This is a genomic window from Streptococcus sp. oral taxon 431 (assembly GCF_001553685.1).
Taxonomy (GTDB): Bacteria; Bacillota; Bacilli; order Lactobacillales; family Streptococcaceae; genus Streptococcus.
Genome location: NZ_CP014264.1, coordinates 872,875 through 897,010, shown reverse-complemented (window position 1 = coordinate 897,010; position 24,136 = coordinate 872,875). Strand labels below are relative to the sequence as shown.

Annotated in this window: 28 protein-coding genes; 1 reads left to right on the top strand and 27 read right to left on the bottom strand. The window is 39.0% G+C overall.

Features of this window, described 5'->3' with window-relative positions; all coding sequences use genetic code 11:
* Positions 1 to 81: 81 nt before the first annotated feature.
* From murB to budA, 3 genes are all read right to left on the bottom strand, one after another.
* Positions 82 to 987 (bottom strand): UDP-N-acetylmuramate dehydrogenase, encoded by a 906-nt coding sequence (gene murB / locus AXE83_RS04215; RefSeq protein WP_060955560.1) that lies wholly within the window; start codon positions 985 to 987, stop codon positions 82 to 84.
* Positions 988 to 1,104: 117 nt separating this feature from the next.
* Positions 1,105 to 1,857, bottom strand: coding sequence for a YhfC family intramembrane metalloprotease (locus AXE83_RS04210; protein ID WP_060955559.1), 753 nt, complete (start codon positions 1,855 to 1,857; stop codon positions 1,105 to 1,107).
* A gap of 12 nt (positions 1,858 to 1,869) precedes the next feature.
* On the bottom strand, positions 1,870 to 2,598 hold the full coding sequence (gene budA, locus AXE83_RS04205) for an acetolactate decarboxylase (protein WP_060955558.1): 729 nt from the start codon (positions 2,596 to 2,598) through the stop codon (positions 1,870 to 1,872).
* Positions 2,599 to 2,972: 374 nt separating this feature from the next.
* Here budA and AXE83_RS04195 point away from each other — a divergent pair, with 374 nt between their 5' ends.
* Positions 2,973 to 4,301: an aminotransferase-like domain-containing protein gene (locus tag AXE83_RS04195; protein WP_060955556.1), complete on the top strand. Its 1,329-nt coding sequence runs from the start codon at positions 2,973 to 2,975 to the stop codon at positions 4,299 to 4,301.
* A 118-nt stretch (positions 4,302 to 4,419) separates the two neighbouring features.
* Here the strand turns inward: AXE83_RS04195 and AXE83_RS04190 are convergent, their stop codons facing one another.
* From AXE83_RS04190 to AXE83_RS10950, 24 genes are all read right to left on the bottom strand, one after another.
* Positions 4,420 to 5,235, bottom strand: coding sequence for an ABC transporter substrate-binding protein (locus AXE83_RS04190; RefSeq protein ID WP_049509820.1), 816 nt, complete (start codon positions 5,233 to 5,235; stop codon positions 4,420 to 4,422).
* A gap of 117 nt (positions 5,236 to 5,352) precedes the next feature.
* Entirely contained in the window at positions 5,353 to 5,820 is a 468-nt protein-coding gene (locus AXE83_RS04185; protein WP_060955555.1) for an NUDIX hydrolase, read from the bottom strand.
* A 91-nt stretch (positions 5,821 to 5,911) separates the two neighbouring features.
* Positions 5,912 to 6,565: a phosphate signaling complex protein PhoU gene (gene phoU / locus AXE83_RS04180; protein ID WP_045763359.1), complete on the bottom strand. Its 654-nt coding sequence runs from the start codon at positions 6,563 to 6,565 to the stop codon at positions 5,912 to 5,914.
* Positions 6,566 to 6,576: 11 nt separating this feature from the next.
* Positions 6,577 to 7,335, bottom strand: coding sequence for a phosphate ABC transporter ATP-binding protein PstB (gene pstB, locus AXE83_RS04175; RefSeq protein WP_045763360.1), 759 nt, complete (start codon positions 7,333 to 7,335; stop codon positions 6,577 to 6,579).
* Between the two features lie 12 nt (positions 7,336 to 7,347).
* Positions 7,348 to 8,151: a phosphate ABC transporter ATP-binding protein PstB gene (gene pstB / locus AXE83_RS04170; RefSeq protein WP_060955554.1), complete on the bottom strand. Its 804-nt coding sequence runs from the start codon at positions 8,149 to 8,151 to the stop codon at positions 7,348 to 7,350.
* Between the two features lie 10 nt (positions 8,152 to 8,161).
* Positions 8,162 to 9,046, bottom strand: a complete 885-nt coding sequence (gene pstA / locus AXE83_RS04165; RefSeq protein WP_000543058.1) for a phosphate ABC transporter permease PstA — start codon at positions 9,044 to 9,046, stop codon at positions 8,162 to 8,164.
* Positions 9,036 to 9,953 carry a phosphate ABC transporter permease subunit PstC gene (gene pstC, locus AXE83_RS04160; RefSeq protein ID WP_049509826.1) on the bottom strand — a complete coding sequence of 306 codons (918 nt, stop codon included), beginning with the start codon at positions 9,951 to 9,953 and terminating at the stop codon, positions 9,036 to 9,038. Before pstC ends, pstA begins: the two co-directional genes overlap by 11 nt.
* Entirely contained in the window at positions 9,953 to 10,831 is an 879-nt protein-coding gene (locus AXE83_RS04155) for a phosphate ABC transporter substrate-binding protein PstS (RefSeq protein ID WP_049530895.1), read from the bottom strand. Before AXE83_RS04155 ends, pstC begins: the two co-directional genes overlap by 1 nt.
* Before the next feature lie 109 nt (positions 10,832 to 10,940).
* Positions 10,941 to 12,254, bottom strand: a complete 1,314-nt coding sequence (locus AXE83_RS04150; RefSeq protein ID WP_060955553.1) for an RsmF rRNA methyltransferase first C-terminal domain-containing protein — start codon at positions 12,252 to 12,254, stop codon at positions 10,941 to 10,943.
* 6 nt (positions 12,255 to 12,260) lie between these two features.
* A complete protein-coding gene (locus AXE83_RS04145; protein WP_060955552.1) occupies positions 12,261 to 13,028 on the bottom strand; it encodes an inositol monophosphatase family protein in 768 nt (255 codons plus the stop codon).
* Positions 13,018 to 13,296, bottom strand: coding sequence for a UPF0223 family protein (locus tag AXE83_RS04140; RefSeq protein ID WP_060955551.1), 279 nt, complete (start codon positions 13,294 to 13,296; stop codon positions 13,018 to 13,020). The genes AXE83_RS04145 and AXE83_RS04140 overlap by 11 nt, the downstream gene beginning before the upstream one ends.
* A complete protein-coding gene (locus tag AXE83_RS04135; protein WP_000631256.1) occupies positions 13,297 to 13,698 on the bottom strand; it encodes a Spx/MgsR family RNA polymerase-binding regulatory protein in 402 nt (133 codons plus the stop codon).
* Between the two features lie 212 nt (positions 13,699 to 13,910).
* Entirely contained in the window at positions 13,911 to 14,534 is a 624-nt protein-coding gene (locus tag AXE83_RS04130) for a TIGR01906 family membrane protein (protein ID WP_060955550.1), read from the bottom strand.
* Positions 14,524 to 15,297, bottom strand: coding sequence for a TIGR01457 family HAD-type hydrolase (locus tag AXE83_RS04125; RefSeq protein ID WP_060955549.1), 774 nt, complete (start codon positions 15,295 to 15,297; stop codon positions 14,524 to 14,526). Before AXE83_RS04125 ends, AXE83_RS04130 begins: the two co-directional genes overlap by 11 nt.
* A 10-nt stretch (positions 15,298 to 15,307) precedes the next feature.
* Positions 15,308 to 16,045: an acyl-[acyl-carrier-protein] thioesterase gene (locus AXE83_RS04120; RefSeq protein ID WP_060955548.1), complete on the bottom strand. Its 738-nt coding sequence runs from the start codon at positions 16,043 to 16,045 to the stop codon at positions 15,308 to 15,310.
* 4 nt (positions 16,046 to 16,049) lie between these two features.
* Positions 16,050 to 17,180 (bottom strand): radical SAM family heme chaperone HemW, encoded by a 1,131-nt coding sequence (gene hemW, locus AXE83_RS04115; protein ID WP_060955547.1) that lies wholly within the window; start codon positions 17,178 to 17,180, stop codon positions 16,050 to 16,052.
* Between the two features lie 86 nt (positions 17,181 to 17,266).
* Positions 17,267 to 17,662: a YtxH domain-containing protein gene (locus tag AXE83_RS04110; RefSeq protein WP_060955546.1), complete on the bottom strand. Its 396-nt coding sequence runs from the start codon at positions 17,660 to 17,662 to the stop codon at positions 17,267 to 17,269.
* Between the two features lie 15 nt (positions 17,663 to 17,677).
* The gene (locus AXE83_RS04105) at positions 17,678 to 18,061 is read right to left on the bottom strand and encodes a DUF948 domain-containing protein (protein WP_000895021.1); all 384 of its coding nucleotides are present in this window, start codon (positions 18,059 to 18,061) and stop codon (positions 17,678 to 17,680) included.
* Between the two features lies 1 nt (position 18,062).
* Positions 18,063 to 18,851, bottom strand: coding sequence for a prolipoprotein diacylglyceryl transferase (lgt, locus tag AXE83_RS04100; protein WP_049504378.1), 789 nt, complete (start codon positions 18,849 to 18,851; stop codon positions 18,063 to 18,065).
* A complete protein-coding gene (hprK, locus tag AXE83_RS04095) occupies positions 18,844 to 19,779 on the bottom strand; it encodes an HPr(Ser) kinase/phosphatase (RefSeq protein WP_060955545.1) in 936 nt (311 codons plus the stop codon). The genes lgt and hprK overlap by 8 nt, the downstream gene beginning before the upstream one ends.
* Before the next feature lie 187 nt (positions 19,780 to 19,966).
* Positions 19,967 to 20,143, bottom strand: coding sequence for a 30S ribosomal protein S21 (gene rpsU, locus AXE83_RS04090; protein WP_000048054.1), 177 nt, complete (start codon positions 20,141 to 20,143; stop codon positions 19,967 to 19,969).
* Positions 20,144 to 20,746: 603 nt separating this feature from the next.
* A complete protein-coding gene (locus AXE83_RS04085) occupies positions 20,747 to 21,454 on the bottom strand; it encodes a glucosamine-6-phosphate deaminase (protein WP_049508421.1) in 708 nt (235 codons plus the stop codon).
* Between the two features lie 217 nt (positions 21,455 to 21,671).
* Positions 21,672 to 21,731 carry a hypothetical protein gene (locus tag AXE83_RS11720; protein ID WP_443031036.1) on the bottom strand — a complete coding sequence of 20 codons (60 nt, stop codon included), beginning with the start codon at positions 21,729 to 21,731 and terminating at the stop codon, positions 21,672 to 21,674.
* A gap of 58 nt (positions 21,732 to 21,789) precedes the next feature.
* Positions 21,790 to 24,129, bottom strand: a complete 2,340-nt coding sequence (locus AXE83_RS10950) for a Cna B-type domain-containing protein (RefSeq protein ID WP_060955544.1) — start codon at positions 24,127 to 24,129, stop codon at positions 21,790 to 21,792.
* Between the last annotated feature and the right edge of the window lie 7 nt (positions 24,130 to 24,136).

The window sequence follows — 24,136 nt, the reverse complement described above, 5'->3', positions numbered from 1 at the left end:
CCTCCTGCATGCATCTTCGCTACCGATAGGCTTTCACACCCTCTACATTCTAGTTAGTAGCAGCTAAGCTATTTCTACTATTTACTCATGTTCACCCAAGATACGAACTTCTCGCTCAAGAGTAACACCTGAGTGTTCTTTAACTTTTTCAATGACAGACTCAATCAAGTCTTCATAATCTCTAGCAGTTCCATCAGCAACATTAATCATAAAACCTGCGTGCTTTTCTGAGACTTCGACGCCACCGATACGATAACCTTTCAAGCCAGCTTCTGCAATCAATTGCCCTGCAAAATGACCTACCGGACGTTTAAAGACTGAACCACAAGAAGGATACTCTAAAGGTTGCTTGAGTTCACGAAGGTGGGTCAAACGTTCCATTTCTTGCTTGATGACTTGGTGATTACCTGGAGCTAAGGCGAACTTAGCAGATAGGACTACTGCCCCTGACGCTTGAATGGCTGAATGACGATAACCAAAGGTCAAGTCTTTAGCAGATAGGGTTTCGATTTCACCTTCCTTAGTCAAGATTTGACAAGACTGGAGAACATGAGCAATCTCACCACCATAAGCGCCAGCATTCATAAAGACAGCACCACCGACGCTTCCTGGAATACCACAAGCGAACTCAAAGCCCGTCAAACTATGACGAAGGGCAATACGAGTAGTCTCAATCAAGTTTGCTCCAGCTTCAGCCTCAATGGTATAGCCATCAACAGAGACATTATTGAGCTTGTCACACATGATTACAAAACCACGGACTCCACCTTCACGGACGATAATGTTACTTGCATTTCCAAGAACCATCCAAGGAATGTTTTCCTGATTGGCAAACTTGACCACACGAGCCATCTCATAGCGATTGCGTGGAAAAACTAAATAATCTGCCTTTCCTCCAACCTTTGTATAAGTATAGGATTTTAATGGTTCGTCGAAACGAATATCGATTCCTTCTAAGGTTTCTTTTAATTTATCTGATACAGTCATTTTTCTAATCCTTTTATGAAATTCATTCCATTATACCATTTTTAGCTCTATTTTTCGATGATTTGGTTAGCTTTTTCAAAAGCTCAAACTAAAAAGAGGATGAACCTCTTTTTTGTATTATTGCTTTTTATAAAAGATCGATTTTGTAAAGTAAATAAAAATAATAACTTCCACTGCTAACAATCCTTCTACGAGAAGGGGATTTGACAACCAGCCAACTTGAGATAGGCTCGGAGCCAAATCAAATAGTGCGTGTAAACCATAAGCAGCTACTAGGTAAATCCATTTCTTTTGGCGAACTGCTTGATAAACCCAGAAAGAGAGACCGATTTGCATAACAAGAGCAAGCACACGCTCAAAACCGAGTAAATAAACCTGCCATACAGATAGAGATTGTACTGTTTCAAGTGTATTTTGGGGAAGGAGATTTGCCAGAGCTGGATTTGAAGACTCTAATAACGAAAAGAGGATCAAAAGACTAATCAAGCTTCCCATTCCGAGGTAGAGCAATTCCAAGCCACCATGCCCCAATCCATAAGCAAGAGCATCTGAATCTTCCAAAGTTCTTTTCTTCTCCAACCATTTAAAGAAAATAAGTCGAGCTGTTTCTTCAAACAAAGCAGCCATACAGATCCCATAAATCACATAGAGAAGGGGATTTCCCGTCATGAGTGGAACTGTCCCATCCTTTTGTGGATGAAGAACCAAGAGATGAACGATTTTCTCTAAGACCTGAGATGAAGCAAAAAATGCAACTGCCCCAAGTCCCAAAACTGCAAAATTAATCTTGTATTTCTTTCTTGCGTACCAAACTGCTGCAATGAGAACGGCAAACAAGGCCAGCATCGTTATTATTACATGAATTTTCATATTTGACTCCTATTATTCTGCCTGTTCGATATCTTTTTTCATCTCGTCAACGTTAAACTTAGCAAATAGATATTGACGATCCTGAACAGGAAAACGTTGATCCAACTGGTCAACAGCTCCCACTTCTACAATACCTTCCTTGATGACAAAGTCCATGACGTGACCACCAAAGGTTAGGTCATCTGAGATAAAGTGTAGATGGTAACCAGCAACACTAACTCCATGGAAAATTTCAGGTGTCCAAAAACCAACGATAGTTCCTGAAACATTGTCGCAGCTATATTCAGGCTGATGTGTCGCAACCTCAGCAAACTTCGTTTCGTTTGTTGATTTTGGAATCATACGAACATGCATGTATTTAAAATCACCATGAATCTTGATGGAACGAAATAGATTTTCTCCATCATAATAGGACTCAATACGTGTTTCAAGTTCCTGATCAGTCATTTCAAAACGCTGACGGAAAATAACTTCTGCCTGGTGGGGTACAACTGCTGCATAGGGAATCAAAGCATCTGGTGAAACTTCCACAATTTCAGGTTTCTCACCTGATCCCTTAGCCTGATAAGCTTTCCCATCTAAGACAATCAACTCCCCATCAATAGAGTCCAAGGTTCCTAGCCCTAAATCTCCATGTTGGAGTAATTCACCAACGGTCATGGTTCCACCGTAAAGTCCCGCCATCAAGGCTCCCAAAGTATTGTATTGGAATAATTTAACTGGTTCTTGCACCTTCATCATCTCACTCTTCTTTGAAAATTTTACTTACTAAGTATATCACATTTCTGATTAGAATTGAATGCTAGACTGCCTTTTAATACTCAATGAAAATCAAAGAGCAAACTAGGAAACTAGCCGCAGGTTGCTCAAAGCACTGTTTTGAGGTTGTAGATGGAACTGACGAAGTCAGCTCAAAACACTGTTTTGAGGTTGTGGATAGAACTGACGAAGTCAGCTCAAAGCACTGCTTTGAGGTTGTGGATAGGACTGACGAAGTCAGTAACATATATACGGCAAAGCGACCTTGACGCGGTTTGAAGAGATTTTCGAAGAGTATAACATTGCCAAACTTCTAAAAAAAAGGTACAATGTAACAAAATCATGGGAGGTCTGGGATGAAGCAAGAAAGCAAGTACGAACAAGTCGTACACTATCTAAAAAATGAGATAGAATCAGGTAGACTACCAACTGGAAGTCGCCTGCCATCTATCCGAAAACTCAGTCAAGATTTTCACTGTAGCAAAGACACCGTACAGCGCGCACTCTTAGAACTTCGATACCAGAAATATATCTACTCCAAACCTCAAAGTGGTTATTATGTATTGGAGCAACAAACCAGTCATGAAGACTTAATTATCTCAGTTAACGATGAACACGCAGCAGCCTATGATGATTTTCGTCTGTGCGTCAATGAGAGCTTGATTGGGCGAGAAAATTATCTCTACAACTACTATGAACACCAAGAGGGTTTAGAAGAATTACGTCAGTCCGTTCAGACATTACTCTTTGATCAAGCGATTTATAGTAAGGCAGACCAGTTGGTCATGACGTCTGGAACCCAGCAAGCACTCTTTATTCTTTCCCAGATTGATTTTCCAGGTCAAGCTCAGGAAATACTGGTCGAACAACCGACCTATCATCGGATGAACCAGCTGCTACTAGCTCAAAATATTCCCTATCAAACCATTGACCGTCGAGTAGACGGCATTGACCTGAAAGAACTTGAGGAACAGTTTAAAAGCGGAAAAATTAAGTTCTTCTATACCATTCCACGTTTCCACTATCCTCTGGGGCATTCCTATTCTGAAGAGGAGAAACTTGCCATCCTTGACTTAGCTGCAAAATATCAGATTTATATCGTTGAGGATGACTATCTGGGGGACTTGGATCCTAAAATTGGACAAACCTTTCATTATTTAGACCAACATGATTTGGTCATCTATATCAAGTCCTTTTCTACGAGTCTATTTCCTGCCCTTCGAATCACTGCCCTTCTTCTTCCAAACACTATCAAGGAAGCTTTTGTGACCTATAAAAACATTCTCGACTACGATAACAACCTTATCATGCAAAAGGCTCTATCACTCTACATCGATAGTCAACTCTTTGAGAAAAACAGACTAGCACGACTGGCACTGCAAGAAAAAAGTCAGGAGCACATCCAACAGCTCTTACAAAGGTATCCCATTTCCCTACCGAACTATCCACTTCATGATGGGCTTTTGCTTGATCTCAGGAACTATCCTAGCATCGCTAGTCTTAAACACAGCCCTCTAGAACTCGACTTCTTCGAATCTTCCTATCTAGCGAACTGCCCTTATCACTTTGCAAAAATTTCCTTAGAAAATATTGAAGAAACATTAAGCTATTTAAAAACAGAGAGTGGGACAGAAATTGGTAATTCGTTAGAATTCGATTTCGTCGTCCCACCTCCGCACAGTTGAGTAAGGCTGTAAAAGCTGATGAAATCAGCGTAGTACAGCCCACTCAACCACTGCGTCTTGCTCGATAATCCAAAGACAATTGAGAGGCTAGGACTTTTGTCCCAGCCTCTGTTATTTTTTATTGCTCTACTTCTGTTAGCTTAGCAGCTTTTTCAAGATAAGTTTGGTAAGTTCCGTCATCTTTCAGTTTCTGGATGACCTTATCAACCACTTCCTTCAAATCTGAGTTACCTTTTTTGATAGCTACAGCATTTGCTTCGCCTTCCTTCATAGTCAAGCTTACTGTAGCCACTGCCAAATCTGAGTTCTTAGCAGCATAGCTTAGTGCTACTGGCTCATCCATATGAACGGCATCAACTTTACCAGATTGGAGCTCGTTGACTGCTTCTCCCATGTTTGTCAAAGAAGTCAACTGTGCCTTTGGAAGTTGCTCTTTAACCATAGATTCAGGAACAGTTCCTTTCTGAGCTGCAATATTAGCACTTGCTAGAGAGTCCAAATCCTTGTATTTTTCAAGATCTGATTTTCTGATAAGGAAGCTAATTTTATTTTCATAGTAAGGAATTGAGAAATCAAAGACTTCTTGTCTTTCTTCAGTTGCACTGATTCCCGCAATTGCTAGGTCTGCTTTTCCTGTTTGAAGACTGGTCAAGACATTATCAAAACTCATGCTTGAAACTTCCAATTTCACTCCAAGTTCATCAGCGATTGCTTGCGCCATGTCAATATCCGCACCTACGACTTGGTTTTTACCATCCACAAGTGCTTGAAACTCAAAGGGAGCATAGTCGGGACTAGTTGCGACCACTAATTTTCCTTTTTGCTTGATGGCCTCCACTGCAGACTGCGAGCTTGAACTAGACGATTGGCAAGCTACCAATAAGAAGCTTGCAAGAAAACTACATAAGACAAATATCCATTTTTTAAAATTCATAAATAAACAACCTCTCTGTTAATTTTGTATAATTATAACTTATCCAGAAATACTTGTCAAGTTTTTCTTGCATTTTCATAAAATATAATTAAAAAATATAGAAATTCAGTGGTTAGTTTATCTATCTATTGGGAACTTATTTTCAAAAAAATCATTTATCATATCTCGATGTTGCTGGTTTACAATTGTGATATTTTGTATGTCCCTATGTTCAAAAAATCCTAATTCTAAAGTTTCGTCACTCGTAAAAACATTTGTAGAGATAGAAGTTTCAGATGCAACTAAATACAAAATTGTAAGAACTTGAGCCTCATCACCATTTGGATAACTATCTGAATATTTTGTATAAACATTTAAAAGTTTTTTCACTGTCACTTTCAGTCCAGTTTCTTCGTAAAACTCTCGAACTAACGCTTCTACAGCCGATTCGCCTAATTCAATAGCTCCGCCTGGTAATCCCCAAGTTCCTTTATCTGCTCGTTTTTGTAATAATATTTTTCCTGATTGACTTAATATTCCACATGTGAAATTTAAAATAATTTTATCTTTTCCAACTTTTTTTCTTATATTCTTTATGTAGTTCATTATTCACCTCTGACAAAGTAAATTATCTATACAATGAAAGCTTACTCTAGTAAAAAGTAAGCTTTCACAATAATTTTATCATTTGAATACTTTACAATTCAACAATCTTACCTGTTTCAAAGTAAACAACCCATTCACAGATATTTTTTGCATAGTCACCGATGCGTTCCAAGTAAGAAATAACTTGGAAATAATCACGACCTGTGACGATAGCTTCTGGATGTTTTTTGATTTCTTCTGTAGCTAGGTCTCGAATATTATCAAAGTAATGGTTGATATTTTCATCCATGGTTGCAACTTCATAGGCTTGATCCACAGAACCATTCAAATAAAGTTCTAAAGCGGCTTCAACAAAGTTTTTTACTTCACGACCCATTTTTTTAATTTCTTCTTCAACTGCAGGGATACGCTGCTCACCCTTCATACGAATCGTTGCTTTTGCGATAGATACAGCATGGTCCCCCATACGTTCTAAGTCTGACACAGCTTTTAGAACTGTTAAAACTGTACGTAAGTCTTGTGAAACTGGCTGTTGTAGGGCAATCATTTCAAATGATTTCTTTTCAAGTTTCACTTCGTATTCGTTTACTTCTGCATCTTCCTCAATGACTTCTTTAGCCATGTCACGGTCATGTGTTACAAAAGCACGTACGGTACGATTGATTTGGGAAAGAACTTCTTGTCCCATAGCATAAAACTGATTATGCAATTTCTCTAAATCTTCTTCAAATTGAGATCGTAACATCTTCTCACTCCTTATCCAAATTTACCTGAAATGTAGTCCTCTGTCTCCTTATGTTGAGGATAGAGGAACATATCCTTGGTATCGTTAAATTCAATCAAATCTCCATTGAGGAAAAAGCCTGTCTTATCAGAGATTCGAGATGCTTGCTGCATAGAACGAGTAACCAAGAGCATGGTGTATTTGTCTTTTAGACCATACAAGGTTTCCTCAATCTTACCAGCAGAAATAGGGTCCAAGGCTGAAGTTGGTTCATCCAAGAGGATGATTTTAGGGCTAGTCGCCAATACACGTGCCACACAAACACGTTGTTGTTGCCCACCTGAAAGACCGATAGCAGAATCATGCAAGCGGTCCTTGACTTCATCCCAGATTGAGGCACGTTGTAAAGCCTTCTCCACTGCTTCATCTAAGACCTGCTTGTCCTTTTCTCCATTTATACGGAGGCCATAAACGACATTTTCATAGATAGACATAGGAAAAGGATTGGGTTGTTGGAAGACCATACCAATTTCTTTACGTAATTCAACTGTATCCGTACGAGGGCTATAGATATTGTGACCGTTATAAACAACTGATCCAGTTGTCGTCACTTCAGGATTAAGGTCACCCATTCGGTTAATAGCCTTTAGAAGTGTTGATTTTCCAGATCCAGACGGACCGATAAGGGCCGTAATTTCCTTGGGTTGGAATGATAAGGAAACACTATTCAAGGCCTTCTTTTTATTGTAATAGACTGACAGGTCTGAAACCTGTAAAATCGGTTCTGTCATACTATTTCCTCTCTAACCAAAGTGTCCAGTTACATAGTCATTTGTTGACTGTAGCTTGGCATTTTGGAAAATATTTGAAGTTTTATCATACTCAATCAAGTCACCCAGGTAGAAGAATCCTGTATAATCACTAGCACGCGCAGCTTGTTGCATACTGTGAGTTACGATGATAATGGTAAAGTCCTTCTTCAACTCCAACATGGTTTCTTCAAGCTGAGCTGTCGCAATCGGATCCAAGGCTGATGCTGGCTCATCCATCAAGAGGATGTCTGGTTTTACAGAAATAGCACGCGCGATACAGAGACGTTGCTGCTGACCACCTGAAAGCGTCAAGGCTGACTTGTGAAGATCGTCTTTTACTTGGTCCCAGAGGGCAGCCTGACGAAGAGAGGTTTCTACAATTTCATCAAGGACCTTCTTATCCTTAACACCTGCACGTTCATGTGCAAAAGTGATGTTGCGGTAAATAGATTTAGCAAATGGATTTGGACGTTGGAAAACCATTCCGATGTGTTTACGCATTTCATAAACATTAATTTCAGGACGGTTAACGTCAATACCTCGATAGAGAATCTGTCCTGTCACCTTTGCAATATCAATGGTATCATTCATACGGTTGAGACTGCGTAGGTAGGTTGATTTCCCAGATCCAGACGGGCCAATCAAGGCTGTAATTTTATTCTTTTCGAATTGCATATCCACGCCCTTGATGGATTCATTTTTACCGTAGTAAACATGTAAATCCTTAGTAGAGAGGGCCACTTTTTCTTCTGGAAAAGTAATAATATGCCTTTCATCCCAATTATATTTCGACATGGCTTCTCCTTTAGGCAGCAGTTAATTTCTTATGTAGATAGCTTCCGAGTTTTCGTGCTCCAAAGTTAAAGATCAAGATAAAGATGAGGAGCACCGCAGCAGAACCTGCTGAAACAAGTGTTCCATCAGGAATAGTTCCTTCACTGTTGACTTTCCAGATATGAACAGCCAAGGTTTCTGCTTGACGGAAGATTGAGATTGGACTGGTTACGCTGAGGACATTCCAGTTTGACCAGTCAAGAGCTGGTGCTGATTGTCCTGCCGTATAGATAAGAGCCGCAGCTTCACCAAAGATACGACCTGATGCAAGCACGATACCTGTTACAATACCAGGTAGGGCTTCGGGGATAACGACATGAAGAACTGTTTCCCAACGAGAAAGCCCAAGCGCCAAACCAGCCTCACGTTGCGTGTGGTGAACATGCTTCAAACTATCTTCAACATTACGAGTCATCTGAGGTAGGTTAAAGACAGTCAAAGCCAAGGCACCTGAAATAATAGAAAATCCATACTCGAACTGGACTACAAAAATGAGGTAACCAAAGAGTCCCACAACTACGGATGGTAGAGAAGACAAAATTTCAATACAGGTACGAACGAAATTGGTAACACGACCTTTTTTTGCATATTCAGCCAAGTAAATTCCAGCTCCCATTGATAGAGGTACTGAGATAAATAAGGTAATCACCAAAAGGAAAAAGGAATTATAGAGCTGGATTCCAATACCACCACCTGCTTGGTAAGAAGATGATTTTCCAGTCAAGAAGGACCAAGAAACATGAGGTAAGCCTCGAACCAAGATATAGAGAATCAAGGAAGCAAGGATGGTCACAATGATTCCTGCGATGGTATAGAGGACAGCTGTAGCAAGTTTATCTAATTTCTTAGCGTGCATAGTTTTTCTTTCCTCTTTCTTTCGTAATCAATTTAATCACACTGTTAAAGGCCAAGCTCATCAAAAGCAGTACTAAGGCTAGTGACCAAAGAACATTATTATCAACAGTTCCCATAACAGTATTTCCGATACCCATGGTCAAAACAGAGGTCAAAGTCGCAGCCGGTGTTGTCAATGAAGTTGGGACAACGGCTGAGTTTCCGACCACCATCTGAATAGCTAGTGCTTCACCGAAAGCACGCGCCATACCAAAGACTACTGCCGTAAAAATACCTGAACGTGCCGCCTTCAAGGTTACACGCCAGATAGTCTGCCAACGAGTAGCTCCCATAGCTAAACTAGCTTCACGGTAGTGACGAGGAACTGCACGTAAGCTATCAGTTGTCATAAAGGTTACAGTCGGCAAGATCATAACAAAGAGAACGAAAATCCCTGATAAAATACCAAAACCTGTTCCACCAAAGACACTACGTACAAATGGTACGACGACCTGCAATCCGATAAATCCATAAACTACTGAAGGAATCCCGACTAGGAGTTCAATAGCAGGTTGCAAAATCTTTGCCCCTTTTGGTGATACTTCTGTCATAAAGACTGCAGCCCCAATGGCAAATGGTGTTGCAATAAGAGCTGATAGGATGGTAACAATAAAGGAACCTAAAATCATCGGAAGAGCACCAAATTGTTTCCCTGAAGGATTCCAAGTCTGTCCAAATAAAAATTCAAAAATGTTAACACCATTGACGAAGAAGGTAGATAACCCTTTCTGAGCCACGAAAATCAAAATCATGGCTACAATGATGACAATCAAAGAAAGGCAGGCAAAGGTTAGCCCTTTTCCTAATTTCTCAAGACGAGAGTTTTTTGAAGGAGAGAGCAATTTTTTAGATAATTCTTCTTGATTCATTATTGGCTCCCTTCTATTGCTGTCACAGTACCTGCAGCATCTTTTTCAACCTTCATTTCCTTGACAGAAATATAACCCATTCCTTTAACGATTCCATTCTGAGCTTCGTCTGAAAGGACAAAGTTTAGGAATTCGGCAACCAGTTCATTTGGCTCACCAAGTGTATACATATGTTCATAAGACCACAAAGGCCAATTATTCGTGGTTACATTCTCTGAAATGGGTTCATAACCATTGAGTTTGATAGTCCCAACAGAATCATCAACATAGGCAAAGGCTAAGTAGGAAATAGCTCCAGGGGTCTGAGAAACAATTGATTTGACCATTCCGTTTGAATCTTGCTCCTGACTTTGCATTGCTGATTGCCCATCCATGATCACACTGTCAAAAGTAGCACGAGAACCTGAACTTGCCGCACGGTTGATAATAGAGATGGCTAAATCTTTACCACCGACTTCTTTCCAGTTGGTAATTTCTCCTGTGAAGATTTGTCGGAGCTGATCGGTCGTTAGATTATCAACATCTACTTCTTTATTGATAATAACAGCCAAACCTGCGACAGCTACCTTATGGTCGACTAAGGCTGAGGCATCAATACCGTCTTTTTCCTCCGCAAATACATCGGAGTTGCCGACATCTACTGCTCCTGACTGAACCTGCGACAGTCCTGTACCAGAACCACCACCTTGAACATTGACTGTTTTTCCGATGTGAGCTGATGCAAATTCATCTGCAGCCGCCTCGACTAAAGGTTGGAGAGCAGTTGAACCAACAGCCGTCATAGACTCCCCACGATCAATCCAACTTGCACATCCTACTAGCGAACCAGCAAGTAAAAGAGTCGCAAGAGAGAGTGTGAGTTTTTTAAATTTTTTCACTATTTGTCTCCTTGAAAATAATGATGAATAGCTTGGAATTTCGCCCTATTTTTCTATGTTTTATGCAAAAAATCCATACTTCCACTATAACATAGAATACTGATTTTGACTAGTTTTTCACCTTAAACCTCAAGCCCTTAGGGAAATAATTCTTCAAGATATTTCCGGTCACTTTTGCAAAGCCTAAACCATTCCCACCAACCAAAACTTGATACCAGCCATTTGACAAAGTTTCAGACAGCTGAACTGTTTCACCGGCCACGTATTTAACGAAGTCTTCTTGATGTATTTCAATGACTTGCTTGACTTGGCTTGGTTTTAAGGCTAAACCAAGAGCAAAACTTGGTTCAAAACGTTTCTTCTTAAAAGTTCCAAGATGAAGTCCGTTTCGAGCAATCCTAAGTTTACCCAAATCTGGTAGAACTTCAGGCAAGAGATACAGTTGGTCACCAAAAGTCTGTAAAATACCTGGCAAATTAATCTTTAGATGTTTTTTTTCAAAATCTTGCCATAAACTCAACTGTTCGCGACTGAGATTAGTCTTTGAAGGCTTGAACTTAGAGGCTTTATTTTCCCCTCGAAATTGCAAATGGGCAACAAATTGACCTTCTCCCTTAAAACGATGTGGGTACATCCGAGCTGTCTCTGGAAAATCAATCCCAGGAGCCATACCATTAATATGTTCGATTGGAATCAATTCAAAATCATAACTATCCAATAACCATTTGACAATTTCTTCGTTTTCTTCTGGAGCCCATGTACAAGTCGAATAGACCAAACGACCACCATCAGCTAACATGGTGACCGCATCCTCTAGAATTTCACGCTGCAAGTCAGCACATTGGCTTGGATATTCTACACTCCAATAATCCATGGCATCTGGCTGTTTTCGGAACATCCCTTCTCCAGAGCATGGTGCATCTAGGACAATTAGGTCAAAATATCCCTTAAATACTTTAGCCAAACGATCGGCAGATTCATTGGTTACAACAACATTTGTTGCACCAAAACGCTCCATATTTTCAACCAAAATCTTAGCTCGCTTGCTAGAAATTTCATTGGAAACAAGAAGACCTTCGCCTGCAAGATAGGCTGCAAGTTGAGTGGATTTACCACCGGGAGCCGCTGCCAAGTCCAAGACCTTCATACCCGGTTTTGGTTGAGCTACTTGTGCAACCATTTGTGCAGCAGGTTCTTGGGAATAGACCAAACCTGTTACATGCTCAGGTGATTTCCCTGAAACCTTGCCATAATAGCCCCAGGGCGTATTTGGAATAGCATCTGAAAAAGAAACTTGGCTTTCTTTTAAGGGATTGATGCGAAAGGCGGAAACTGCCTCATCATCAAAAGAGGCAAGAAAAGCTCTTGCCTCATCTCCCAATATTGCTTCATATTTTTTTACAAATCCTTCTGGAAATTGCATGTAAGTTTATTTCCTTTCATAGATATAGGATTGGATTTCTGTCAACTTGTCAGTTGGAACCATCATAATTGGTTGTCGTGTCTGAAAATCCACCGGTTCTCCAGTTAAGGTTACAATCTGATACCCTAAACTTTCTCCTATAATACTAGCTGCAGCATAGTCCCAAGGTTGGAGGTAGGTGATATAAGTCAATAGCTGACCTGAGAGGATTTTTGAAAAGCTGATAGCTGCACTTCCATATATCCGCACACCAAGTGAAGCATTAGCCAATTCTGCTACACCCCAAGCGTTTGTTTCCAACATACCAGCATTACTCGCAATCAGAAAATCACGCAAGGGCTTATCCTTAAAATTAGGCAAGGGTTCTTCATTGAGACAGGCCTGAAAAGCACCTCCTCCATGGTAACAATGACCTTTCATGACATCATAAATGATCCCAAACTGACCCACACCGTTTTCAAAATACGCTACCATAATGGCGAAATCTTCACCTTGGGCGACAAAGTTGTTAGTACCATCAATGGGGTCAATGACCCAAACAGATCCATATCCAACTGAAGCACGCAGACAGCCCTCTTCTGCACAAAATTGGTCATCAGGATAATGCGAACGAATCCTATCAACCAAAAAATTCTGAACTTCCTTGTCCAAACGAGTCACCAAGTCTGTAGGAGATGATTTTCTCTCAATATGCAATTCTTCCTGCATGTGAGCTAGAATATAGTCCCCTGCTTCCTTGACAATCTCTTTGGCAAACACAAATTTATTTTCCAAGCGAAATCTTCCCTTCCCCTTGTTCTTTAGCTAATTGGACAACTCGATAGAAGGAATAACCACTCGCAGTTTCAAATTCACGGCCCAGGCGTTTTTCTTCACTTTTGCTTGGAACAACTGCTTTGAATCCCTTGTAGGAATCTAGTAGTTTCTTTGCTTCTACCTTAGTCTCATAGGCTGCTTCAACATCATTAAAAAAAGAAAGCACTGAAGCAAGTTCTTCAGTGCTCCACGACAAATCTAGTGGGTAACTATACTGTTTATTCATCTAATTAATACCAGCTCTCAATGTAGCTTCTTTCAGTTCTTGTTTACGGTAACTACGAGGGAGAAAAGCACGAATCTCATCTTCATTAAAACCGATTTGCATCCGCTTTGCATCAATAATAATCGGACGACGCAAAAGACTTGGATACTGCTCAATTAAATGAAGCAACTCCGATACTGAGATACTCTCTACATCAATATTCAATTTTTGAAAAATCTTTGAACGAGTCGAGATGATGTCATCAGTACCATTTTCGGTCAAGGAAAGAATATGTTGCAGTTCTTTTCTCGTTAAAGGGCTGGTCATAATATTATGCTCTTGGAAGGGCACTTTATGCTTCTCGAGCCAGGCCTTTGCTTTACGACATGATGTACAACTCGGTGATAAAAATAGTGTAATCATGCTTTCCTCTTCTTTACATACTTTTCTATTTCTATTATACAAAAAAATAAAGCGCTTGACTAGTTATTTCCGTAAAAAAAAACCTACTTTTTCAAGAAAAATAGGTTTTTTAGAATCAAATGTGAATGTTTTGCTTAAATATAGACATATTCATGTTACAAAAGATAGTTTTTTCCTACATTTTATTTGGAATCAGTAAGACTTTTCTTCACTTATCTATTTGTTTTTCGACTCTGTAGGTACATAAATCCAAAAATCAATTCATACAAGCAGAAAAATAGGAGAAAGGCATGGAGGAAAAAGTTCTCTGGTAGGATGAGAATGACTGGATCTTTAGCGGGATCAAAAAGCCAGGTATCATCACCTACAAAAAGAATCTGATGAAATAAGGTAAAGAATTGTTCAAAACCAATGAAGACACCAACTAAACCAAGAACCAAAGGTAGAGAAAGTATGATTAAGAGTGCTCTACGATAAAGTGGCAGAAAACCTTTCTGAATAACTTGCTTCCAAAAAAGATAGAAAATCGGTAGAGTTACTACTGCTACTCCTTGAGCAAGATGGAAAAGTCCCTTTACAACCACAAAGTGGTGAATACCAGAGGCAGAGGAAGGAAAATCCGGCATTTCCAATACTTGAGTCAATGGATTGGTCAAATAATCCATCAAAACATTAAAATTATGCTGGATGGTCTGAGGTTGCAGATGAACACGATTTGTCAAGTTTAACCAAGAAATTTCCTGAGGATAAAGCAACCAAGCCAAGTAAATAGTCAATAAAATCGTAAGCGAGAGGAGAAAGAAAAGACTTCCTACAAAAGTAAACTTAGTTTTCATCGAAATTCCACTCCGCTAGACTTGAGAGGACATGAGTTGGTGCAATTGGCAAATCCTCTACTTCTTCAGGTTTTGTAAATCCTGTCGTTACCAAAAGACTAGGAATGCCATTGTCAATACCAGCTCGAATATCAGTAAGATAATTATCTCCCACCATGACAATTTCTTGGCGTTCAAGTCCTAGGTGTTCAACAGCCTTGTCCATAATAATCGCATTAGGTTTTCCAATATAAACTGGTTTTACACGAGTTGCTGCTTCAAGAAGAGTAATCAGTGAACCGGCACCAGGCAAAAGTCCACGTTCCGTTGGAATATTTAAATCTGGGTTGGTACCGATAAAGTGAGCACCTTTATGGATAGCTAGGGTTGCCTTAGCAAATTTTTCATAGTCTACTTGCCAGTCCAAACCAACAACTACATAGGCTGGATTTTCTTTATCTTCGACATACCCTGCTGCTTGAATGGCCTCCTTGAGCCCTGCTTCTCCGATGACATAGACTGTCTTTTCAAGTCCTAGGTCATTCATGTAATCAATAGTCGCTAAAGTTGCAGTATAGATCGTCGATACAGGCGTGTCAATGTTAAACTGATTGGCTAACATCTCTTGAACACTTTCAGGTGTACGAGTGGTGTTGTTTGTTACAAAAAGATAAGGAATCTCTCTTTTTTGTAACTCGTGAACAAAAGCCTCTCCCGCGGGGATTCTATCTTTCCCCTTATAGATCGTTCCGTCTAAATCAATTAAATAGCCTTTATAAGTCATATCTTTCTTTCTAATCTTTGTTAATTTCTTGCCAAGTTATCTTTGCTTGAGCATTGATGTCACCATCACTTGTGACTTGATGATTACTCTCTAATCCATTTAATTCATAACTAGAAGTAATCATTCCACCTGGTCGAACTTCCTTGACATATTTGAGGTTGATTTTTTGGGGGATATGATTTGTAAGGAAATCTGCTCCCATGACCTCAAAAATCCAGTCTAGGTATTTGCTGTTATTGACGTGACCATTCATATCTAAGTCATAGAAACGAACGTGATAATCCTTGCTTATCGCTTCTTCCAGCTCTCTATATTTTGGCCCACGAACCAGTTTCTTAGAAAACTCAGAATGATAAGGGGCGACAATTTCTGGTACTACAGGATGAACCTTTCGACTTTCACGATCCATAAGGACAAAGGTAGCTACCATGCGAATGATTTCTTGACCATCTTCATCATAAATAGTAAATCGGCGGTAGCAAAAGAGACGATTATAGGTCAAAGCTTCTGTTTCAATGGTGATTTCCTCAGCAAAACGAGGCAAACGAGCCACATTGATATCATAATCTGTGATAATCCAGACCAGATTATACTGTTCTAAAACATCCTTGTCACTCACTCCCAGTTCAATTGACTGCATCCCTGAGACCTGCAGGGACAACAAGATCACATCTGGCAACTTGATATGGCCATTCATATCAGCCATATCAAAAGGAATTTTCATCTTCATTTGATAAGTTAAGCCCATAATTTTACTCCAATATAAATCGTTCTGCTACTGTATCTCCTAAAAAAAGACCTCTCTTGGTCATGCGAACACGGTCACCATCAAGCTGCATGAGACCTTGTTGAATCAAGTCTTTGACGATTTCTCCATACAGTTCCTGGAAAGACCGTTCGAATTTTTCTTCAAAGCGTGCCATGGAAACTCCTGACTTCTTGCGAAGACCGAGAAACATCTCTTCTTCCATTTGTTCTCTCTGACTCAAGTGTTCTTCATTTATGCGAGCACTTCCCTCTTCTACCGCCTTTAAATAATGGCGGATCGGCCCATGATTTTTATAGCGAACACCGTCTACATAGCCTGATGCCCCCGCACCGATACCATAGTACTCGGCATTATCCCAGTACATGAGATTATGTCGACTTTCAAAGCCTGGCTTAGAAAAATTAGAAATTTCATAGTGCTCAAACCCAGCTTTTTCTAGCTCTGCAATGATATACTCAAACATCTCTGCTTCTACTTCTTCTTTAGGAAGAGGTAATTTCCCGCGTCTCATACGGTTCATAAAGACCGTATGATTTTCCAAAATCAAGCTATAGAGGCTCATATGAGGAATATCAAGGGCAATAGCTTTAGCGACATTGTCCTTGACCTGATCCATGGTCTGACCAGGAAGTGCGTAAATTAAGTCAATAGAGATATTATCAAAACCAGCAAGTTTGAGACGATTGATATTTTCATAAATATCCTTTTCCGTATGACTACGCCCAATCTTTTTCAGCATTTTGTCATCAAAGGTCTGAACTCCTAGTGATACACGATTAACTGCAGAGTTTTGCAAGACAGCAATCTTATCAGCATCCAGGTCACCAGGATTAGCCTCAATGGTCAACTCTTCCAACATTGATAAGCCCAGGTTTTTAGTCAATCCATCTAACAAAACTTCCAATTGAGAAGCAGACAAGGCTGTCGGTGTCCCACCACCAATATAGAGTGTACGCAATTTTTGAATATCATAAGAATGAAATTCTTGCAGTAGATGCTCTAAATAGCTGTCTACTGGCTGATTTTTAATAAAGACCTTTGAAAAGTCACAATAATAACAAATCTGTGTGCAAAACGGAATATGCACATAGGCTGATGTCGGTTTCTTCTGCATAGTATTTATTATACCACAAAGAGTTCACTCAAGAAAAAAATCACCATTCTTGATTTTCTAGAAAACCAAGAAATGGTGATTCTATGTTAATTTTCTTGAAGCTCGATGACAATTTCTTGACCAGTTTCTTTTTCTTCCACAACTACTTTCTCTTCCAGTTGTGATTTAAAATGATTCAAGGTTTCTTTTGAAGCTTCAGTCGCTTGTTGAGCATGATATTTTGCTTTATCAAGAACAGTGTCAAGAGTAATTTCCCCAGATTCAATCTGCTCTTTTGTTTTAAGAACAAATTCTTTGGTTTGTTCTTTGACATCCGTTAATTTTTCACAAACCTGCTCTTTAGCATACTCAGGATCTTCTTTTAGATCTTCTAAAAATTCTTGTGCTTGGCTTCTAACTTGTTTTCCTTTGTCACTTGTTAGAAACAAGGCAGCTGCAACACCTGAAACTGTTCCTAAAAGGATAGATGATAGTTTTCCCATTAGTCAACTCCTTTTTTATTTTTTAAAAAATTTACTTGCAACACGAATAGCAGACAAACCTGCACCAGTTTTTATAGTTTTTGATCCAGCAGATGATGCCTTTTTACTCAAAACACGTGCTTGTTCATTTAGGTCAGAAACAGAAACAGAAAGGTCTGCAACAGCTGTAAAGAGGGGATCAATTGTAGCAACTTTGACATTGATATCATCAACAAGAACGTTGACCTTTGTAAGCAATTCATTTGTTTGATGAAGAGTTACATCTACATCTGATGTTAAAGTTTTAACAGTTTTTTCAGTTTCATCAATTACACGACCAACTTTTTGAAGGGTAATAATCAGATAAACTAAAAAGACAACCAAGGCAATCGCCACAATAATATAAGCCACTTCTAACATTTTAATTCTCCTTTTTTACATTATAAAATGGTGCTTTTTTCCGATTTTGATAAAAGATGATATAAATACCGAGGCCAATCAATAGCGCAGACAACCACTGGGATACTCGGAGTCCAAAGAACATGAGACTATCCGTACGCATGCCCTCAATAATCATACGTCCAAATCCGTACCAAATTAGATAAAAGGCAGTGATATGCCCACGACGGATATTCTTTAACCGGCGTCTAAAAATGACAATCAAGGCAAAACCGATCAGATTCCAGATAGATTCGTATAAGAAGGTTGGTTGGCGGTAAGAGCCATCAATATACATCTGATTCTTAATAAAATCAGGTAAGTAATCAAGATTTTCAACGACTGCTCCATAAGCTTCTTGGTTAAAAAAGTTTCCCCAACGCCCTAAACTCTGAGCAATCATGACGCTCGGAGCTGCAATATCTAAGAAATCCCAAGTATTGATTAATTTGCGATCAGCAAAGATATAGAGAACAATCGCTCCAGTAATTAAACCACCATAAATCGCAAGACCACCATTCCAAATAGCAAAAATCTCTCCCAGATGTTGGCTATAATAATCAAATCTAAAAATAACATAGTAGAGTCTAGCACCAATGATGGATAAAGGAAAGGCAATTAAGATAAAGTCCAAAATATCATCAGATAAAATCTTCTTTTTAGGCGCTTCTTTACTAGCAAGATATACCGCTAAAACAAGACCTGAAACAATGCAGAGTGCATACCATCTAACAGCTAAAGGACCAATTTGAAAAGCGATTGGATCAATCATCTTTCACCTCGTTCTTTGCAATCAGATTTGTCAATCTTTCTTCAAACAAGCGAGTAGCATCAAAGCCCATTTCCTTAGCACGATAATTCATCGCTGCTGCTTCGATAACTACAGAAATATTACGTCCTGTTTTTACAGGAATGCGGATACGTGGAATGGTTACTCCAGAAATCTCCAATTCCTCAGCATTATTGCCTAGGCGATCAAAAGTCTTTTGCGTGTCATAATTTTCTAGATAGACAGCTAACTGAACTTGTGAAGAATCCTTAACTGCACTGGCACCATAAAGACTCATCACATCTATAATACCAACACCACGAATCTCAAGTAAATGCTTCAAGATTTCAGCTGGTTCACCCCAGAGAGTCATTTCATCCTTAGCAAAGATATCTACACGGTCATCAGCCACCAAACGGTGTCCTCGTTTCACGAGTTCTAGACCTGTCTCACTCTTACCAATACCACTGTCTCCCTGGATTAACACACCCATACCATAGATATCCATCAAGACACCATGTACACTTTCACGCTCAGCCAAACGAGAATCTAGGTAACTTGACAATTCCCCAGACAGACGACTTGTTGCTGTACGACTCGTTAAAATAGCGATTTTACATTCTCTAGCAGCCTTTAGCATTTCCTCTGGAACTACTAAACCACGCGCAACAATAACTGCAGGTGTTTCCGGCTGGAACAATTTCTGCATAATATGGTAGCGATTATGAGAAGACATGCTAATCAGATAAGACCACTCTTTCATCCCCAGTAGTTGAATCCGCTCTGGGGTATAGTAATCAAAATAGCCTGTCATTTCGAGACCTGGACGACAAATATCGCCTGTATTGATTTCTTTTTCAAGTAATTCTGGCTCACCATAGACAATGTCTAGTCTGAGCTTATCAATCACTTCTTTGACTAAAACCGACATAATTTTCTCCTTCAATCGAGTTCTCCCTACTATTATATCAAATTGTAGTAGGAAGTTTATGTTTTTAACAGTATTTGAGGTATTTATTTAAGAAAGTAACCTTTATAATTTTAACAATCAAAAGGGATTAAACAGACTCTTAGAAGCTAACAAAAAAAGACTAGACAAGTCTAGCCTTTCTTATTAATTAGAATTTTTTACGTTTACGAGCTGCTTCTGATTTACGTTTACGTTTTACAGAAGGTTTTTCATAGAATTCACGTTTGCGTGTTTCTTGAAGAGTACCAGCTTTAGTAACTGCACGTTTGAAACGACGAAGAGCATCGTCAAGAGATTCATTCTTACGTACTACTGTTTTAGACATTTTTTTCACTCCCTTCAAGTTCAAGATCTATTCTATTTTACACGGAATAAAGAAAATTGTCAAGAAAAAAATGAAATTCTCCCAAATCATTCCATTTGATTTTTAAAAAATTTCCCCCTTACACCTAACCTAGTTCTCCACTTATAAAATTCATTCCAGACGGCCAAATAATTCATTTATTTCACACTCAATGGAATCTAGATATTCCCGATAATCTGACGGTAAATCAGAAATGATATACAGATCCTGACTATCAAAATGCCAGACAAGATGTTTAAGTATCTGCTCTTGAATAAAATGTGAACCCTTTAGTTGAGCTAAACTGATAGCTTCTATCTTTGCCAAATACTGACAAAAAGCAGAAAGTGCAGAACAATCAAATTTGTCTTCTTCATATCAATTCCTATAACATTTCTTTTTCAAGAATTAATAATTCTTAAAAAATGGAGATTATATATTCTTCTTTTCAAGGGAAAATCTATCATACACCCTACTATTAGAACTAATGTACTACTTTCAGAAAAACTGTATTCATTTTTGAACATATCCAGACCAAAAAACCACCCAATCCATAGGATCGAATGGTCTTTAATGAAAAAAATCTTATTTCTTTAACAAGCTGAGTGCTGCTGCATCTGCGATAATAGTCACATCTGGATGGTTTTGCAGGCTGCTTGCTGGAAGACTTTCTGTCACAGGACCTTCAACAGTTCCAGCGATAGCTTCTGCTTTTGATTCCCCATAAGCAAAGAGAAGGATAGATTTAGCATCCAAAATATTTTTAATCCCCATTGAAATAGCTTGTGTTGGAACATCTTCAATCTTCTCAAAGAAGCGCGCGTTAGCTTCGATTGTAGACTGGTCAAGCTCTACAAGGTGAGTTTGGCTATCAAATGGTGTGCCTGGTTCATTAAAGCCAATATGACCATTGCGACCAATTCCTAAAATTTGTAGGTCAACTGGATGGTCAGCAAGAATTTGGTTGTAGCGTTCTACTTCTGCTTCTGCATTATCCTTGACACCACGTGGCAAGAAACTTTCTTTAAACGGTTTCTTGTTAAATAGATTTTCTTGCATAAAGTAACGGTATGATTGAGGATTATCCCCATCAAGACCTACGTATTCATCCAAGTTTACACTTGTGAGATTTGAAAAATCAAGATCGCTCTCAACGATTCGTTGGTAAAATTCCAGAGGGCTACTTCCTGTTGCAAGCCCTAATGTTTGTGCACCGTTTTCCAATTTTTCTTTTAAGATATCAAAAGCAACTTTTCCACCTTCAATTGGATTTTCCACTTGAATAACTTTCATAATTTTGTCCTCCATATTCTTTATTTCATTATATGGTATAGACCAATTTTTGTCAAGTGAAAACGGTTTATTTTTGTTGGAAATATAAATATACTAAACAAAGCAATTAAGAGTTCTACCCTTAAACAAAAAAAGAGAGGAGTTTGACGTCCTCTCTTAAATCTTCTATCAGAAGCACTTCCTGATTATATTTTAGAAAATGATTCTTTTTCTTATACTATTTTTTACGTTTGGCAACCAAACTCAATCCAACTAAACCAAGTGCTACTCCTAAAATGATTAAGACTGTAGTTTTCTGTTCACCTGTTTTCGGTAACTCATTAGCCTTTTTCTTTTCAGGCGTTGACGATGTTACTGGTGCTGGAGGTGTAACTGGGCTTGGAGGTGTTACTGAACCTGGAGGTGTTACTGGACCTGGAGGTGTTACTGGACCTGGAGGTGTTACTGGACCTGGAGGTGTTACTGGACCTGGAGGTGTTACTGGACCTGGAGGTGTTACTGGACCTGGAGGTGTTACTGGCCTGGAGGGTTACTGGACCTGGAGGTGTTACTGGACCTGGAGGTGTTACTGGACCTGGAGGTGTTACTGGACCTGGAGGTGTTACTGGACCTGGAGGTGTTACTGGACCTGGAGGTGTTACTGGACCTGGAGGTGTTACTGGACCTGGAGGTGTTACTGGACCTGGAGGTGTTACTGGACCTGGAGGTGTTACTGGACCTGGAGGTGTTACTGGACCCGGAGGCACTGGTGGTTGGTAAGTGTTAATCAAGACTAGGTTCGTTTCGTTTTCTCGAACTGTTTTTGATACATATCCCTCAGGAACATTGACCTCACTAATTGTATAGCTAATCATTTTTCCTGCTATATATTTCGGAAGATTTGTAAAAGTATGAGTCCAATTATTATCTTCTTTTAAAATAACTTCTGGCCCTACTTTACTTCCATCAGCATAGAGTTGTACCTTAATGCTATTTGGGCGTTTTCCTGCTTTATTATCAGCATCCTCCCAAAGCTTGCTGACTTTTAATTCTGTCACTTCAGGAATATCAGGGACATGTGTATTAGTGATAATATAGTTTTTCTGATCAATAACAGTCGTATATCCTGCAACTTTATCTTCTGCTACAGTATAAACAATTGCATTTCCCTCAGCATCATTTTCAGGTAGCTGCTCAAAGATAAAATTCCAATTCTCTTCTGATTTAACTGATTTACTTGCTACTTCTTTACCATTAGCCAAGAGACGAACAGTTATAACATCGGGACGGATACCAGCTTTATTATCAGCATCATCCCATATTTTCTTACCTTTTATACTTGTAGTTCCTCTGTAAATATTGGTAAATGTAGTTTCCTCTTCACCGTAAGACACTGTTCCCATTTTGATACCATCATCATCCGTTACTGTTACAGTAACCTTTAGTTCATGGCTATCATAATCGTAATTATCAGTGCTTTCAGGAAGAACTTCACGAATGATATAGTTATAAACTCCTTCTTTTTTATACTTAATAGCATTGAAGGTTACACTTCCATCTTCAGCATTTTTTACAATTTGAAGAGGTTCACTAGGGTTTGCAGCATCATAAAGTGCAAAGTTAAACTGATCTTTTTCTAGTGTTTTCCCTTTTAAAGTTTTGTGAGCCTTTAAGATAACTGATTCTGATTTTTCAGCGTTACCAAAACCTGATCCTGACTCTAGACGGACTTCACGTACCATACTACGTGTCTTAAAATTTGTGGCAGACCATGCCAAATTATTCGATACTAATGAACCTGCAGGAACTCCATCTGGTAATTTAGTAGAGTATTCAATATACATTGCCCAATGATAGTTATCTCCAAATGGAATCGTAAAGCCTGTGATTCCTCCTTGAGCATTTTTAGTGAATACTGCCTTGTTTGAAAAGTTATCTGATGGCTCTAACGTGAGAATATGAGCCTCATTACGAATTTTTGTAGGTTGTGTATCATAACGAACAGCTCTAAATGATTCAGGAATTAAGGTTTGTCCATTACCAAAAGTATCCGTAATTGTCATCCCACGAATCATATCTTGATTGGCATTCAAGAGAATACGCCACTTAATAATACTTGGATCTGTATCATCTTGATAACCGTATTTCATCTCATAGTCGCCTGCTTCACCACTATCTTGTTTGTACTTGAAGCTATAAGTCTTATGACCAATGGTAACAGTAACTGGTTGACTCTCCTTAACGACTTCTCGATTAATAGTTAAATTAAACTGTAAAGAAAGCTCTTTATTCTCAGGTCTCTTAGAAAAATAATCTGTAAAAGTTACCGTAACTTTTCCTGTACTAGGATCTGTATGAGCAACACCAACCTTCGTACCCTTACTATTTGTAACTTCAAAGGTCAAATTTGTAATCAATCTGAGCTCTCTAGGAATATCTAAAATCAATTGATCATTCTCAGAGATATTCTGATTATCTGGAAAAGTTAATAGATAAGTTGCGATTAAACGTTCCCCAGCAATAACTTCCACATCATCACTCAATTCAAGGCCAGATCTCTCATGAATAATCTTAGTATCAAGATTATAACCCGTCACCGAATCCGCTTGAACTGTTTTTGATAATTTAACTATTGATAAGCCTATTAGCAAAAACATTAAAAAAAATGTTAAACATTTAGACAATTTATGCTTCATAATAACC

Excerpts from the sequence above, each read along its gene's own strand:
- pstC (WP_049509826.1), bottom strand. The coding sequence starts at position 9,953 with ATGAATCAAGAAGAATTATCTAAAAAATTGCTCTCTCCTTCAAAAAAC.
- AXE83_RS04105 (WP_000895021.1), bottom strand. The coding sequence starts at position 18,061 with ATGTTAGAAGTGGCTTATATTATTGTGGCGATTGCCTTGGTTGTCTTT.
- hemW (WP_060955547.1), bottom strand. The coding sequence starts at position 17,180 with ATGCAGAAGAAACCGACATCAGCCTATGTGCATATTCCGTTTTGCACA.
- phoU (WP_045763359.1), bottom strand. The coding sequence starts at position 6,565 with ATGTTACGATCTCAATTTGAAGAAGATTTAGAGAAATTGCATAATCAG.
- AXE83_RS04185 (WP_060955555.1), bottom strand. The coding sequence starts at position 5,820 with ATGAACTACATAAAGAATATAAGAAAAAAAGTTGGAAAAGATAAAATT.
- pstB (WP_045763360.1), bottom strand. The coding sequence starts at position 7,335 with ATGACAGAACCGATTTTACAGGTTTCAGACCTGTCAGTCTATTACAAT.
- pstB (WP_060955554.1), bottom strand. The coding sequence starts at position 8,151 with ATGTCGAAATATAATTGGGATGAAAGGCATATTATTACTTTTCCAGAA.
- AXE83_RS04110 (WP_060955546.1), bottom strand. The coding sequence starts at position 17,662 with ATGGGAAAACTATCATCTATCCTTTTAGGAACAGTTTCAGGTGTTGCA.
- pstA (WP_000543058.1), bottom strand. The coding sequence starts at position 9,046 with ATGCACGCTAAGAAATTAGATAAACTTGCTACAGCTGTCCTCTATACC.
- lgt (WP_049504378.1), bottom strand. The coding sequence starts at position 18,851 with ATGATTGATCCAATCGCTTTTCAAATTGGTCCTTTAGCTGTTAGATGG.
- AXE83_RS04195 (WP_060955556.1), top strand. The coding sequence starts at position 2,973 with ATGAAGCAAGAAAGCAAGTACGAACAAGTCGTACACTATCTAAAAAAT.
- murB (WP_060955560.1), bottom strand. The coding sequence starts at position 987 with ATGACTGTATCAGATAAATTAAAAGAAACCTTAGAAGGAATCGATATT.
- AXE83_RS04120 (WP_060955548.1), bottom strand. The coding sequence starts at position 16,045 with ATGGGCTTAACTTATCAAATGAAGATGAAAATTCCTTTTGATATGGCT.
- rpsU (WP_000048054.1), bottom strand. The coding sequence starts at position 20,143 with ATGTCTAAAACAGTAGTACGTAAGAATGAATCTCTTGACGATGCTCTT.
- AXE83_RS04085 (WP_049508421.1), bottom strand. The coding sequence starts at position 21,454 with ATGAAAGTTATTCAAGTGGAAAATCCAATTGAAGGTGGAAAAGTTGCT.
- AXE83_RS04150 (WP_060955553.1), bottom strand. The coding sequence starts at position 12,254 with ATGCAATTTCCAGAAGGATTTGTAAAAAAATATGAAGCAATATTGGGA.
- budA (WP_060955558.1), bottom strand. The coding sequence starts at position 2,598 with ATGATGAAGGTGCAAGAACCAGTTAAATTATTCCAATACAATACTTTG.
- AXE83_RS04135 (WP_000631256.1), bottom strand. The coding sequence starts at position 13,698 with ATGATTACACTATTTTTATCACCGAGTTGTACATCATGTCGTAAAGCA.
- AXE83_RS04125 (WP_060955549.1), bottom strand. The coding sequence starts at position 15,297 with ATGACTTATAAAGGCTATTTAATTGATTTAGACGGAACGATCTATAAG.
- hprK (WP_060955545.1), bottom strand. The coding sequence starts at position 19,779 with ATGTCGGTTTTAGTCAAAGAAGTGATTGATAAGCTCAGACTAGACATT.
- AXE83_RS10950 (WP_060955544.1), bottom strand. The coding sequence starts at position 24,129 with ATGAAGCATAAATTGTCTAAATGTTTAACATTTTTTTTAATGTTTTTG.
- AXE83_RS04130 (WP_060955550.1), bottom strand. The coding sequence starts at position 14,534 with ATGAAAACTAAGTTTACTTTTGTAGGAAGTCTTTTCTTTCTCCTCTCG.
- AXE83_RS04140 (WP_060955551.1), bottom strand. The coding sequence starts at position 13,296 with ATGAATAAACAGTATAGTTACCCACTAGATTTGTCGTGGAGCACTGAA.
- AXE83_RS04210 (WP_060955559.1), bottom strand. The coding sequence starts at position 1,857 with ATGAAAATTCATGTAATAATAACGATGCTGGCCTTGTTTGCCGTTCTC.
- AXE83_RS04190 (WP_049509820.1), bottom strand. The coding sequence starts at position 5,235 with ATGAATTTTAAAAAATGGATATTTGTCTTATGTAGTTTTCTTGCAAGC.